The sequence below is a fragment of the Streptomyces sp. RLA123 genome, from assembly GCF_056270165.1.
The window spans coordinates 5,498,895-5,511,187 of sequence record NZ_JBWDOR010000003.1; the positions used below are offsets into that span (position 1 = coordinate 5,498,895).

General features: G+C 73.7%; 14 protein-coding genes. 9 read left to right on the forward strand and 5 right to left on the reverse strand.

Annotated elements, in window-relative coordinates:
- Nucleotides 1-11 precede the first annotated feature (11 nt).
- Nucleotides 12-2,435 (forward strand): phosphoribosyltransferase, encoded by a 2,424-nt coding sequence (locus RV983_RS25090; RefSeq protein WP_475987983.1) that lies wholly within the window; start codon nt 12-14, stop codon nt 2,433-2,435.
- Complete coding sequence (locus RV983_RS25095) at nt 2,432-3,256, forward strand: HAD family hydrolase (RefSeq protein ID WP_475987984.1); 825 nt, start codon at nt 2,432-2,434, stop codon at nt 3,254-3,256. The genes RV983_RS25090 and RV983_RS25095 overlap by 4 nt, the downstream gene beginning before the upstream one ends.
- On the opposite strand, the gene RV983_RS25100 is transcribed toward RV983_RS25095, so the two are convergent.
- The gene (locus RV983_RS25100) at nt 3,237-3,872 is read right to left on the reverse strand and encodes a nucleoside/nucleotide kinase family protein (protein WP_475987985.1); all 636 of its coding nucleotides are present in this window, start codon (nt 3,870-3,872) and stop codon (nt 3,237-3,239) included. The genes RV983_RS25095 and RV983_RS25100 overlap by 20 nt on opposite strands.
- 25 nt (nt 3,873-3,897) lie before the next feature.
- Here RV983_RS25100 and RV983_RS25105 point away from each other — a divergent pair, with 25 nt between their 5' ends.
- Both RV983_RS25105 and RV983_RS25110 read left to right on the forward strand, forming a co-directional pair.
- Nucleotides 3,898-4,557, forward strand: a complete 660-nt coding sequence (locus RV983_RS25105) for an O-methyltransferase (RefSeq protein WP_475987986.1) — start codon at nt 3,898-3,900, stop codon at nt 4,555-4,557.
- Nucleotides 4,558-4,577: 20 nt separating this feature from the next.
- Nucleotides 4,578-4,796: an FmdB family zinc ribbon protein gene (locus tag RV983_RS25110; protein WP_319662584.1), complete on the forward strand. Its 219-nt coding sequence runs from the start codon at nt 4,578-4,580 to the stop codon at nt 4,794-4,796.
- Between the two features lie 9 nt (nt 4,797-4,805).
- On the opposite strand, the gene RV983_RS25115 is transcribed toward RV983_RS25110, so the two are convergent.
- The 3 genes from RV983_RS25115 to RV983_RS25125 all read right to left on the reverse strand — a co-directional run bounded on the left by RV983_RS25115 (nt 4,806) and on the right by RV983_RS25125 (nt 8,550).
- Nucleotides 4,806-6,050: a hypothetical protein gene (locus RV983_RS25115; protein ID WP_475987987.1), complete on the reverse strand. Its 1,245-nt coding sequence runs from the start codon at nt 6,048-6,050 to the stop codon at nt 4,806-4,808.
- An 89-nt stretch (nt 6,051-6,139) separates the two neighbouring features.
- Nucleotides 6,140-6,910: a DUF4097 family beta strand repeat-containing protein gene (locus RV983_RS25120; protein ID WP_475987988.1), complete on the reverse strand. Its 771-nt coding sequence runs from the start codon at nt 6,908-6,910 to the stop codon at nt 6,140-6,142.
- 218 nt (nt 6,911-7,128) lie between these two features.
- On the reverse strand, nt 7,129-8,550 hold the full coding sequence (locus RV983_RS25125) for a family 2B encapsulin nanocompartment shell protein (protein WP_475987989.1): 1,422 nt from the start codon (nt 8,548-8,550) through the stop codon (nt 7,129-7,131).
- 537 nt (nt 8,551-9,087) lie between these two features.
- On the opposite strand from RV983_RS25125, the gene RV983_RS25130 reads away from it, so the two are divergent.
- Nucleotides 9,088-9,759 carry a DedA family protein gene (locus RV983_RS25130; RefSeq protein ID WP_475987990.1) on the forward strand — a complete coding sequence of 224 codons (672 nt, stop codon included), beginning with the start codon at nt 9,088-9,090 and terminating at the stop codon, nt 9,757-9,759.
- A 106-nt stretch (nt 9,760-9,865) separates the two neighbouring features.
- Nucleotides 9,866-10,495: a hypothetical protein gene (locus RV983_RS25135; RefSeq protein WP_475987991.1), complete on the forward strand. Its 630-nt coding sequence runs from the start codon at nt 9,866-9,868 to the stop codon at nt 10,493-10,495.
- 14 nt (nt 10,496-10,509) lie between these two features.
- Here the strand turns inward: RV983_RS25135 and RV983_RS25140 are convergent, their stop codons facing one another.
- The gene (locus RV983_RS25140) at nt 10,510-10,776 is read right to left on the reverse strand and encodes a DUF2087 domain-containing protein (RefSeq protein ID WP_475987992.1); all 267 of its coding nucleotides are present in this window, start codon (nt 10,774-10,776) and stop codon (nt 10,510-10,512) included.
- 97 nt (nt 10,777-10,873) lie between these two features.
- Between RV983_RS25140 and RV983_RS25145 the strand changes: the two genes are divergently transcribed.
- The 3 genes from RV983_RS25145 to RV983_RS25155 all read left to right on the forward strand — a co-directional run bounded on the left by RV983_RS25145 (nt 10,874) and on the right by RV983_RS25155 (nt 12,292).
- The gene (locus RV983_RS25145) at nt 10,874-11,194 is read left to right on the forward strand and encodes an antibiotic biosynthesis monooxygenase family protein (protein WP_475987993.1); all 321 of its coding nucleotides are present in this window, start codon (nt 10,874-10,876) and stop codon (nt 11,192-11,194) included.
- 112 nt (nt 11,195-11,306) lie between these two features.
- The gene (locus tag RV983_RS25150) at nt 11,307-11,780 is read left to right on the forward strand and encodes a hypothetical protein (RefSeq protein WP_475987994.1); all 474 of its coding nucleotides are present in this window, start codon (nt 11,307-11,309) and stop codon (nt 11,778-11,780) included.
- On the forward strand, nt 11,777-12,292 hold the full coding sequence (locus RV983_RS25155) for an HAD domain-containing protein (RefSeq protein ID WP_475987995.1): 516 nt from the start codon (nt 11,777-11,779) through the stop codon (nt 12,290-12,292). Before RV983_RS25150 ends, RV983_RS25155 begins: the two co-directional genes overlap by 4 nt.
- Nucleotide 12,293: the final 1 nt, after the last annotated feature.

Here is a 12,293-nt window from a genome sequence, read left to right on the forward strand (position 1 = left end):
GGGCCGTCCCCATGGCAGCAGAGTCCGTCTGGTCCGGGCAATGGGTCGCCGACCGCCTCGGTATCGCCCTGCGCGGTGAGGGACTGAGCGGTCTGCTGGGCCTCGCCCTGCGCCGCAACCCCAAGCGCGCGCACCTGCTCGTCTCCAATGTGCTGGGCAAGCACGTCCCGCAGCGGCCCGGGGCCGTCTACGCGGCCGGGCACGGGCTCGGCGTGCGCGTGCGCGAACTGCTCGGGGCGGACGCGGCGGCGCGCGCGGTCGTGCTCGGCTACGCGGAGACCGCGACCGGCCTCGGCCACGCCGTCGCCGACGGCCTCGGCACCGCCCCCTACCTGCACTCCACCCGGCGCCCGGTGCCCAAAGTGACCCCGGTGGGCGGATTCGAGGAGGAGCACAGCCACGCCACCTCCCACCTGCTGCTGCCCGAGGACCCCGCGCTGCTCGCGGGGGACGGGCCGCTGGTCCTCGTCGACGACGAGTTCTCCACCGGGCGCACCGTGCTCAACACGGTCCGCGCGCTGCACGCGCGCTACCCGCGGGACCGGTACGTGGTGGTGGCCCTGGTCGACATGCGCTCGCCCGCCGACCGGGACCGGCTCGCCGCCGTCGCCGCGGAATTGGGCGCCGCGGTCGACCTGGTCGCTCTCGCCTCGGGCGGCGTCGAACTCCCCGAGGACGTGCTGGAGCGCGGCCGGGCCCTGGTCGCCGAGCACGGCGGGGACGCCCCCGCCGCGCACCCGGCGGCGCCCGGCGGCCGCCCGCTGCCGGAGCGCGTACCCCTGGACTGGCCGGCCGGCGTGCCCGACGGCGGCCGGCACGGCTTCACGCCCGCCCACCGCGCGCGCCTGGAGGCGGCCCTCCCGGCGATGGCCGCCCCGCTGGCGGCACGGGCGGCGGGCGCGGCGGCCGGCGGGCGGATCCTGGTGCTGGGCAACGAGGAGCTGATGTACGCCCCGCTGCGTCTGGCCCAGGCCCTTCAGGAGGCGCTGCCGCACGCGGAGGTCCGCTTCTCCACCACCACGCGCTCGCCCGTGCTCGCGGTCGACGACCCCGGGTACGCGATCCGCACCCGGATCGTCTTCCCCGACCACGACGCGCCCGCCGACGGCCCCGGCGAGCGCTACGCGTACAACGTCGCCGGCGCCGGCTTCGACACGATCGTCGCGGTCGTGGACAGCGCAGCGGACACGCCCGCGCTGCACGCCCCCGAAGGGCTGCTCGCGCGGCTCGCCGAACACACAGAAAGGCTCCTGCTCGCCGTGGTGCCCAGTTACGAACCCCGCACCTCCCCGGGGCTCCCGGAGCCGCTGCGCGGCCCCGCGTTCTCCTCCTACGCCCCCGAAGAGGTCGGCTGGCTGCTCAAGGACCTGTCGGACGTGGAGCTGGAGGCCCCGACCGAGGAACGCGAGGAGGCCATCCAGAGCGGCGGCGCCCACTACGCGGAGTCGCTGCCCGAGGAGTACCTGCCGAGCGCGGAGTACCAGGAGCTGTTCCGGGCCGCCCTGGAGGAGTCCGCGGACCGGATCGCCCGCGCCGTCGGGGCCGTCACCGACCTGGTGCTCGCCGAGCGCGGCCCGGACGCGGTACTGGTGTCGCTGGCCCGCGCGGGCACGCCCGTCGGCGTGCTGATGCGCCGCTGGGCCCGGCACGCCCACGGCCTGGAACTGCCGCACTACGCGGTCTCCATCGTGCGCGGCCGCGGCATCGACACCACCGCGCTGCGCTGGCTGGCCGAGCGCCACGACCCGGCGCGGGTGGTCTTCGTGGACGGCTGGACCGGCAAGGGCGCGATCACCCGCGAACTGGCCGAGGCCGTCGCCCCCTTCGGGAACTTCGACCCGGAGATCGCGGTGCTCGCCGACCCCGGGTCCTGCGTGCGCACCTACGGCACCCGGGACGACTTCCTGATCCCGTCCGCGTGCCTCAACTCCACCGTCTCCGGCCTGATCTCGCGCACCGTGCTGCGCTCCGACCTGATCGGCCCGGACGACTTCCACGGCGCGAAGTTCTACCGCGAGCTGGCCGGCTCGGACGTCTCCACCCTCTTCCTCGACACGGTCGCCGCCCGCTTCGGCGACGTGGCCGAGGACGTGGCCCGCGACCTCAAGGAGCTCCAGGCCGCCGACCGCACGCCCACCTGGGAGGGCTGGAAGGCCGTGGAGCGGATCAGCGAGGAGTACGGCATCGGGGACGTCAACCTGGTCAAGCCCGGCGTCGGCGAGACCACCCGGGTCCTGCTGCGCCGCGTGCCCTGGCGGGTGCTCGCCCGCCGCGGGGCCGGCGCCGACCTGGCCCACATCCGGCTGCTCGCCGAGCAGCGGGGCGTCCCGGTGGAGGAGGTGGACGACCTGCCGTACTCGTGCGTAGGGCTGATCCACCCGCGCTTCACCCGGGGCGCGACCGGTACCGACGGAAAGGCCGTGACGGCCCAGTGAAGCAGCGTCCGGACCAGCGCACGCTCGTCGCGAGCGACCTCGACCGCACCCTCGTCTACTCCCCTTCGGCGCTCGCCCTCACCGTGCCCGACGAGGACGCGCCCCGCCTGCTGTGCGTGGAGGTCCACGAGGGACGGCCGCTGTCCTTCATGACCGAGACCGCCGCCGGCCTGCTCCAGAAGCTGGCCGCGGTCGCCGAGTTCGTCCCCGCCACCACGCGCACCCGCAAGCAGTACCGGCGGATCAACCTGCCCGGCCCGGTGCCGCGTTACGCGATCTGCGCCAACGGCGGGCACATCCTCGTCAAGGGCCACACCGACCACGAGTGGAACGCCGAGATGCGCCGCCGCCTCGCCGAGGGGTGCGCGCCGCTGGACGAGGTGCGGGCATACATGGCGCGCACTTCCGACGAGTCCTGGCTGCGCAAGGAGCGGGTGGCCGAGGACCTGTTCGTCTACCTCGTCGTCGAGCGCTCCCTGCTGCCCGAGAACTGGGTGAAGGAGCTGGCCGAGTGGGCCGAGGAGCGGGGGTGGACGGTGTCGCTCCAGGGGCGCAAGATCTACGCCGTGCCCCGGCCGCTCACCAAGTCCGCCGCGCTGGCCGAGGTCGTCCGGCGCACCGGCGCCGAGCACGTCCTGGCGGCAGGCGACTCCCTCCTGGACGCGGACCTGCTGCTGGCCGCGCACACCGGCTGGCGCCCGGGCCACGGCGAACTCGCCGACTCCGGCTGGTCCGCCCCGCACATCGACGCGCTCGCCCTGGCGGGCGCGGCAGCGGGCGAGGAGATCCTGCGCCGGATGCTCAGCGTGTCCCGTCGCTGAGCCGCAGCACCCGGGTGGCCGCGCTGCGCGTCGATTCGACGCGCAGCGCGTTCGGCCGCTCGCTGGCCTCGATGAAGGCCCGCGCCTCGTCCTCGCTGCGACCCCCCGTCACATGCCGTACGAGCAGCCGCTCCTCGCGCACCGCCGGCTCGGTCTCCAGGAACCACAGCTCGTCCAGCAGGTCCCGCACCTCGTGCCAGCCCGGGCCGTCGTCGGCGAGGTAGTTCCCCTCGGTCACCACCAGCCGGACGCCCTCCGGCACCGCGATGCCCGCCGCCAACGGCTCGTCCAGCGCCCGGTCGAAGTCCGGCACGTAGACCGTGCGGTCCTGTGCCGCGCGCAGCCGCCGCAGCAGATGGACGTAGCCGTCCACGTCGAAGGTCTCCGGCGCGCCCTTGCGCCCGCGCAGCCCCAGCCGGTCCAGCTGGGCGTTGGAGAGGTGGAAGCCGTCCATCGGGACCTGCGCGGCCGTGCCCGCGCCGAGCCGCGCGTTCACCCCGTCCACCAGCGACCTGGCCAGCGTCGACTTGCCCGCGGCGGGAGCCCCGGCAACGCCCAGCAGCACCCGCCTGCCTGGCATGCTGGGCACCAAGGCGACGGCGTCATCCACGTACATGCCCGCCACCTTAAGAGGAGCAGTCGTGAACGAGACCAAGAACCCCCCTCTCACCCCCGAGCTCTACGCCTACGTGCTGGACCACAACCCGCCCCTGGACCCCGTCCAGCGCGAGCTGGTCGAGGTCACCCACCAGCGCTTCGGCGGCGCGGCGGGCATGCAGTCCGCGCAGGAACAGGGGCCGCTGCTGGCCTTCCTGGTCTGTCTCCTGGGCGCCCGGAACATCGTCGAGGTCGGTACCTTCACCGGCTTCTCGGCCCTGTCCATGGCGCAGGCACTGCCCGCAGGGGGACGCCTGCTCGCCTGCGACATCTCCGAGGAGTGGACGGCCGTCGCCCGCGAGGCGTGGGCCAAGGCGGGGGTGGAGGACCGCATCGACCTGCGGATCGCGCCCGCCCTCGACACGCTCCGGGCGCTGCCCGAGGAGCCCGCGATCGACCTGGTCTACCTGGACGCCGACAAGGAGAACTACGTCGCCTACTGGGAGGAGCTCGTGCCCCGCATGCGGCCGGGCGGGGTCATCGCGGCCGACAACACCCTCTTCCACGGCCAGGTGGCCGACCCCATCGCGGTCGGCGCCGCCGCGGCCATCCGGGCGTTCAACGACCACGTCGCGGCCGACCCGCGCGTCGAGGCCCTGCTGCTGACGGTCGCCGACGGGCTGACCTTGGCGCGCAAGCGGTGAGCTCTGGCTAACCTGTGCTCATGCCCCGATACGAATACCGCTGCCGGTCCTGCGGCACCACCTTCGAGCTGAACCGGCCCATGGCCGAGTCCTCCTCCCCGGCGCAGTGCCCGTCCGGGCACGACGACACCGTCAAGCTCCTGTCGGCCGTCGCGGTCGGCGGTACCGCCTCCGCCGCGGGAGCCGCCACCGGCCCGTCCGGCGGCGGTGGTTGCTGCGGCGGCGGTTGCTGCGGCTGACGCTTCGCGTCAGCCGCGGCCGGCGGCGCGGTCCTCGCGGATGGCGGTGACGACCTGCGCGGCGGCATCGCGTACGGCCGCCAGTTCCTGGAGGAAGTGCCACCAGTCCGGGTGGCGGCCCTCCAGAGCGGCGACCGCGCGGTCGAGGCGGGCGACGGCGTCGTCGAGAGGGCGCGCGTGACGCGCTTCCGGGGTCGTGCGCCCCTGCATGGCCAGGCGCTGGGCGTCGCGGAGGGCGAAGCGGGTGCGCTCGATCTCGCCCTGGGGGTCCTTGCTGACCTCGTTGAGCCGGCGCAGCCGGTCCCCGGCGGCGGAGACGGCGCTGTCGGCGTTGTCGAGCTGCGCCCGCACGGTCGCCAGGAGCGCCGTGGCGTCCGGCCAGCGCTGCTCCTCGCGGGCCTTCGCGGCCTCCACGAGTTTCTGCTCGGCGTGCCCGACGGCCTCGGCGGCCCGCTGTGGGACCTGCTGGAGGTCCTCCCAGCAGGCCATGGAGAATCGCCGCCGCAGCTCGCTGAGGACCGGTGTGACGCCCTCGCTGCGGGTGGCCAGCGCCTGTGTACGGGTGCGCAGCGAGACAAGGCGCTTGTCGATCTCGCGGGCCCGCTCGGGGAGCCGTTCGGCCTCGGCGCGGATGCCCTCCGCGGTACGCAGGACCTCGTCGGCGCGGCGGATCGTCTCCTGGACGCCGTGCCGGCCGGCGCCCTGGTTGAGTTTGGTCAGTTCCGGGCCGAGCGCGGCGAGCCGGGCGGCCAGGTCGTCCGCGCGCAGCCCGGACGCGCGTACCGCGTCCAGGGCGTTGGAGGCGGCCAGCAGGGCCTGCCGGGCGCGCTCGACCGCCGGGGCGAGGCGGGCGAGCTGGGTCTCGGCCTTCTCCAGCAGCGGCGTCAGGTTGCGGGCGAAGGTGTCGAGGTCCGTCCTGGCGCGGGTCAGCTCGTCCTTGGCGCGGGTCAGCTCCGTGCGGGCACGGGCCGCGGTCGAGGCGTCCAGCTCGTCGTGGTCCAGGTCGTAGGCGTCGACGGCCGCGATGTAGCCGGCGCTGACCTCGTCGATGCGTTCGCCCAGCGCGCGGAAGTCCGCCACGGCGCGCCGGGCGGCCGGGGTGTCGTCGACGGCGGTGACCGTCTCTATGGAGATCACGAGGTCGCGCTGAGCGGTGTCGAGCTCGTAGAAAGCCTGCGCGGCGGCGTCCTTCGCGGCCTGGGCGTCGGCGCGCAGATTGTCCCCGCGCCGCCACCACGAGCGTGCCGTCGTCACAGTCGCCCTCTCCCGCAGGTCCGCCGCCGGTGGTTGTCCGCTCCAGTCTCCCACCCGGCAGGGACGAATACACGGGCCGGTCGGTTGCGTCAGCCGGCGGGTGCCTCGACGACGTTCACCGAACCGTCGGAGGTCCGGATCGTGACCTTGCGGGGGCTGCTGTCGTCGCGCGGCACGGCGACACGGACGTGCCCGTCACCGGAGCCGGCGCTGACCCGGTAGGTCTGCTTGGGGAGGGACACCCGGACCGCGCCGTCGCCGCTGGCGGCCTCGACGCTGTCGGGGGCCCGCACGAACGCCAGCGTCAGCGAACCGTCCGAGGTGTGCGCGGTGACCCGGCGGGAGCCCAGGCCCGTCGCCTCGATCCGCCCGTCGCCGCTGGACAGCTCCAGGGGGCCGGTCACGTCGCTGACCCGGACCGAGCCGTCCTTGGTGCTGAGCGTGAGCGGGGTGCTGAAACCACTGGCCTCCACGCGGCCGTCCCCGTTGGTCACCGTGACGGTCACACCGCGCGGCACCAGTACCTCGTGCCGGGCGGAGCAGTTGTCCATCACGCCCCGGCAGTCGGCCCGGAACTTGAGGGTGTGGCCGTCCATCGACCAGGTGGCCTTCGGGGTGTCGCCGAGCACGGACCAGCCGTCGAACCAGCGGGTGACCTCGATGTTTTTGACGTCGGCGGGCCTGACCACGACCGCGCTGTCCGCGGCGTCGATGGTCAGCCGGCTGCCGGAGAGCGCGAAGTCGCGCTTTTCTGGCCGGGTGTCGTCGGAGGCGTCCGCGCAGGCGGAGGCCGTCATGGCGAGTGCCACCGCGCCGGCGGCGGCGGTCAGGGTCCTGAGGGTGCCGTTGCGTTTCGTCATGTCAAAAACGGTACGGAGAGCGCCGCGGAGCCGGAATCAGGCCGCCCACCGGATGCGGGGTGGGGCAAACCCCCGCCCGGCGCGGGGGCCAACGGCCGTGCGCGCGGCGGACGGTGGGCCGCGTGGGGCCACCGTCCGCCGCGAGCACGCGCCGCCGCTCCCGGGGACCGCGGTCGCGCGGTCCCCGGACGCCGGCAGGGCGGGTGGGCCGGTGCCGCCTACTCCCCGCGGCGGGCGATCTCGACGTTCTCCAGGACGCCGAGGGCGTCGGGGACCAGGACGGCCGCCGAGTAGTAGGCGCTGACGAGGTAGGAGATGATCGCCTTCTCGTCGATGCCCATGAAGCGGACGGACAGCCCCGGCTCGTACTCGTCCGGAAGTCCCGTCTGGTGCAGGCCGATCACGCCCTGGTTGTCCTCGCCGGTGCGCAGCACCAGGATCGAGGTGGTGTTCTCCTTCGTGATCGGGATCTTGTTGCACGGCAGGATCGGCAGGCCGCGCCAGGAGGGCACATGGTTGCCGTGCAGATCGACGGTGTGCGGCACGAGGCCGCGGCTGTTGAACTCGCGGCCGATGGCGGAGATGGCGCGCGGGTGCGCCAGCAGGTACTGGGCGCCGCGGCGGCGGCTGATGAGCTCGTCGAGGTCGTCCGGGGTGGGAGCGCCGGCGTGGGTGGTGATGCGCTGCCGGTAGTCGGCGTTGTTCAGCAGCCCGAACTCGCGGTTGTTGATCAGCTCGTGCTCCTGGCGCTCGCGCAGCGCCTCGATGGTGAGCTTCAACTGCTGCTCGACCTGGTTGTAGGGCTGGTTGTACAGGTCGGCGACGCGACTGTGCACCCGCAGCACGGTCTGCGCGACGCTCAGCTCGTACTCGCGCGGTGAGAGTTCGTAGTCCACGAACGTGCCGGGCAGTTCGTGCTCGCCGATGTGGCCGGAGGCGAGGGCGATCGCCTTCTCGCCGTACTTGTTCTGTGCCTGCTGGGTGCCGCTGACAAAGCCGGCGACGTGCTCGCGCAGTCCGTCGGACTGCTGCATCAGGGCCTGGAAGGCCTGGCGCGGCAGCGCGAGTGCGGTCACGGTGGTGGCGGCCTTGGCGGTGTAGTCCCAGGTGGCGTCGGCGCCGGCCAGCCCCTCGGAGCCGAAGTGGTCGCCGTCGGCGATGGTGCCGACCACGCCCTGGCCGTCCCACTTGGTGGGGGCCAGCTTGTTGATCTTTCCGTGGGCGACCAGGAAGACGTGGTCGGCCGGCTGCCCGGCGGAGACGATCACTTCCCCGGGCGCGAACTCCCGTTGCTCGAACTGACCGGCCAGCGCCGCGAGCACGGCGCCGTCGTCGAATCCGCGCAGCAGGGGCAGTTCGCCGAGCTCCGCGGGGATCACCCGCACCTGGGGGCCGGTCTGGACGAAGTCGACGCGCCCGTCACCCACCGAGTAGCTCAGCCGCCGGTTGACCCGGTACGCGCCGCCCGCCGCCTGGACCCACGGCAGTACCTTCAGCAGCCAGCGCGAGGTGATTCCCTGCATCTGCGGCGCGGATTTGGTGGTCGTCGCCAAATTCCGCGCCGCAGCGGTGCTCAGACTCTGCTGAGACTGGTCGTTCCCTGTCGCCGACTCCGACGCGACACCCGGCTCAACCGTCATGAATGGTCCTTCCCTTGCGGCCTCATGGCCCACGCGCTCAAATGCGTGGTTAATGCAAACAATTCACCGTGAAACGACGTTCTCTGTGGAAGCCCCCCTGCCCTCGGCCGCTGTCCTCACGGAAGCTACCCAGTGGACAGAGCGGACTGCACTCACTCGAATGGATGAGAATCCGGAATGAGTGACTTGGGTAGATCTGTGGGCTTCCGGTCGTCCTTCAGCCCTCGGGCCGCCACATCGCGACCGCGGACGGGGCCGCACCGGGCGGCGGAGCATCGGTTGAGGTCAGGGCCTCGCGGCAGGCCCGCGAAACGGGGAGATCCCAGGGTGATCAAGCTGACTCCCCGGTAATTCGCGTGCTATTCCCCAACCCCGCCATCGATGATGAGGAAAACGTCACGCGCCCCCGGGGGGATCCTCGGAGCGTCTCTGGCGTACGCTGTACGGCTGAGGGCGGGTCGCAGAAGAACCGCTTCTGCGCGATACCGCCACACACCCCGGAGGGCGCCGCGCACCAGAGGGAGAGAGGAGAACGCGGTGCTGACCGGAGCGGGCTCGCTGTTCGACTCACCGTGGATCTACGCCCTGGTCGCCGCGTCCATCGTGCTCGATGTCTTCGTGCCGGTGATGCCCAGCGGTGTGCTGCTCATCTCGGCCGCCACCGCCGGTACCGCCGCCGGAGGCACCAACGGCATCCTCGGCGTGATCGTCCTGCTGCTGTGCGCCGCCACCGCCTCCACCCTGGGCGATCTGGCCGCGTACCGGCTGGCCTGGCGCGGCGGCGACTGGCTCGACCACCGGGTCGCCAACTCCCGCCGGCTGTCCACCGCCCAGGAGGTCCTCGGCGCGGTCCTGGCCCGCGGCGGCGGCACGCTCGTCGTGCTGGCCCGCTTCGCGCCGGCCGGCCGTTCGGTGGTCAGCCTCACCGCCGGTGCCTCGCACCGCAGGGTCCGCGAATTCCTGCCCTGGTCCGCCCTGGCGAGCCTGGTCTGGGCCGCGTACAGCGTCGGCCTCGGCTACGCGGGCGGCCAGTGGCTCGGCGCCGGCTGGCTCGGCACCGCCACCTCCGCCGTGGCCCTCGTCGGCTCCGGCTCGATCGCCGCGTACGTCTTCCAGCGCGAGCGCCGCACCCATCCCGTGGTGCCCGTCACCCTGCCCGTCCAGGCCACGGCCACCCCCGACCGGACGGCGGTCGCGGAGGCCCACTGAGGCCCCGTCCGCCGATGGCGACGCCCTGGCACCCGTGCAAACATCATTACGGGCATCGCCGGTGCCGGGGGCGGCAGCAGCACGGATGCACGGACGGAGGCCCCGGATGCGATTCGGGCCGCTCAACGGCCTGGTGGCCGTGATCCTCGCCGCCATCGCCTTCGCCCTCCAGGGGGACACTCCCGGCGTCGGCAGTTCCGGCTTCACGGTCCGCCTCTTCTACACCCGGCACGACACCGCTCAGGGCGTCGGCCTGTACCTGCTCCTGGTCGCCGGGATCTTCCTGGTCTTCTTCGCCGGGAGCCTGCGCCACGCGCTCGCCACGACCGACCGCTCCGGCTGGCTGCCCGACGTCGCCCTCGCCGGCGGCGCGCTCGCCGCCCTCGGCTTCTGGATCAGCGCCGGGCTCACCCTCTGCCTCGTCGAGGCCGCCGGCGAGCAGATGGTCGGCGGCGGCGCGCTGCAGGCACTCAACGTGCTCAGCGGCGACCTGTTCATGCCGTTCCTCGCCGGGGTGGGCGTGATGCTGCTGGCGGCCGGGCTCAGCACGGCCCGCTCCTCAGGGCCGCTGCCGCACTGGCTGGGGTGGATCGCCTTCGTCCTCGGCGTGCTGATGTTCATCCCGTTCGCCGGCTTCATCGGCCTGTGCCTGGCCGGTCTGTGGATCATCGCGGTGAGCGTCTGGCTCGCCGGGCCGCCCCGGCCGCGTCAGCCGCGGGCCGAGCCGGCTCGCTGACGGGCCGGGGCGCTCTAGCGGATCCTGCGGTAGACCGTGCCGTCCGCGGAACGCTCCAGCCGGCCGTCGACGACCAGGTACCGCCGCAGGGCCGCGCAGTCGTCGTGCACCGTGCGCAGCGCGTCGTTGACCTCGGTCTCGTCGTAGTCGCGGCCGGGCCGGAACAGCGTCTCGGCCAGGTGCCGCAGCAGTTGCTCGCGGCGCGCCGCGCGACGGGGGACGACGGTCAGCCGTCCGTCGCGGAACAGGGCGGACACGGCGTGCGCACCGGTCTCGGACACGGCATTCTCCTTCGTACGGACGATTCGGGGACCGCTGCGCAGCCTGACACGCCCGCCCCGGCCCCGGCACCCGAATTCCGGCTGGCACGATGAGGGCATGAGCATCGTGAAGATCAACGCCCTCACCGTCCCGGCGGAGCAGCGCGAGGTCCTGGAGAAGCGCTTCGCCGCCCGCGCGGGCGCCGTGGAGAACTCCGACGGCTTCGAGTGGTTCGAGCTCCTGCGCCCCCTGGAGGGCACCGACCAGTACCTGGTCTACACGCGCTGGCGCAGTGAGGAGGACTTCGAGAACTGGATGTCCGGCTCCATGCGCGAGGCCCACCAGGGCGGCGGCGAGGGCCGCCCGCAGCCCGCGGCGACCGGCTCGACGCTGTGGTCCTTCGAGGTCGTCCAGCAGGCCGCCCCCAAGCAGCCCTGAGGGGCCGGTGCCGTCGCCGCGCCCGCGGTGGTCCCCGCACAACCACCCGGGCCCGGCGCACGGAGCCGGGTCGGTGCCGGACGGGTGGGGATCGTGAGGAGGGGCGCCCGGGATGAGGGTGCTGGAGAAGACGCGGGAGCGGTCGCGGGGCTTCCTGGAGCAGGGGGAGTCCGTCCGGCAGGTGGTCGTGGCCCAGGGCGGGCTGTCCCCGTGGGGGGTCACGGGGATGTTCGCGGGCGCGGGCGCGGGCGCGGTCGTGCTCGGGATCATGGCGCGCGGCCTCGCAGGCGAGGCGCCGTGGCTCGCGTTGCCGTGGCTGCCGATCGGGGGGATCGCGGGGATCGCGGCGGTCCTGGTGACGACGCGGCGCGTCGTGCTGGTGACCGACCGGGCGGTGCTGGTCCCCGCCTGCGGGGGGTCCGGGCCGGCGCGGCCGAAGCGCGTGGTGGCGCGCCTGCCGGACGGGACCCGCGTCGGGCCGCTGAGCGGCACCTACGCGAAGGTGGCGCTCGGCGGGGAACGCCTGTGGATCCACAAGAAGTTCCACGGCGGCGCGACGGCCTCCGGACCCCGGCCCCGCCGGTGAGCGCGTCCTCGGCCCGGCCCCTGCTGTATCTGGACGTGGACGGGCCGCTCAACCCGTACGCGGCGAAGGCGGGCCGCCGGCCGGACGGGTACACCACGCTGCGCGTGCCGCCGGTGGGCCTCGCGACAGGGCCGCTGCGGGTGTGGCTCAACCCGGCGCACGGCCCCGCGCTGCTGGCGCTCGGGTACGAGCTGTGGTGGGCGACCACCTGGATGGCGGAGGCGAACACCTGGATCGGCCCGGTGCTCGGGCTGCCGAGGCTGCCGTACGTCGACTTCACCGACGTGCTGTTCGCGTACCGGCCGGACCTCGTGCACTGGAAGACGCAGACGCTGGTGGCCCACGCCGCCGGCCGCCCGTTCGCCTGGGTGGACGACGAGCAGAGCGCGGCGGACACGGCCTACGTCGCCGAGCACCACGCCGCGCCGGCCCTGCTGCACCACGTCGATCCGCGGGCCGGCCTGCGCGAGCCGGACTTCGCCGCGCTGGCCGCCTTCGCGGAGGACCGCTGAC

What these genes read in the sequence shown, in the direction of transcription:
- RV983_RS25090 (WP_475987983.1), top strand. Translation starts at nt 12, where the DNA reads ATGGCAGCAGAGTCCGTCTGGTCCGGGCAATGGGTCGCCGACCGCCTC.
- RV983_RS25100 (WP_475987985.1), bottom strand. Translation starts at nt 3,872, where the DNA reads ATGTACGTGGATGACGCCGTCGCCTTGGTGCCCAGCATGCCAGGCAGG.
- RV983_RS25110 (WP_319662584.1), top strand. Translation starts at nt 4,578, where the DNA reads ATGCCCCGATACGAATACCGCTGCCGGTCCTGCGGCACCACCTTCGAG.
- RV983_RS25120 (WP_475987988.1), bottom strand. Translation starts at nt 6,910, where the DNA reads ATGACGAAACGCAACGGCACCCTCAGGACCCTGACCGCCGCCGCCGGC.
- RV983_RS25125 (WP_475987989.1), bottom strand. Translation starts at nt 8,550, where the DNA reads ATGACGGTTGAGCCGGGTGTCGCGTCGGAGTCGGCGACAGGGAACGAC.
- RV983_RS25135 (WP_475987991.1), top strand. Translation starts at nt 9,866, where the DNA reads ATGCGATTCGGGCCGCTCAACGGCCTGGTGGCCGTGATCCTCGCCGCC.
- RV983_RS25145 (WP_475987993.1), top strand. Translation starts at nt 10,874, where the DNA reads ATGAGCATCGTGAAGATCAACGCCCTCACCGTCCCGGCGGAGCAGCGC.
- RV983_RS25150 (WP_475987994.1), top strand. Translation starts at nt 11,307, where the DNA reads ATGAGGGTGCTGGAGAAGACGCGGGAGCGGTCGCGGGGCTTCCTGGAG.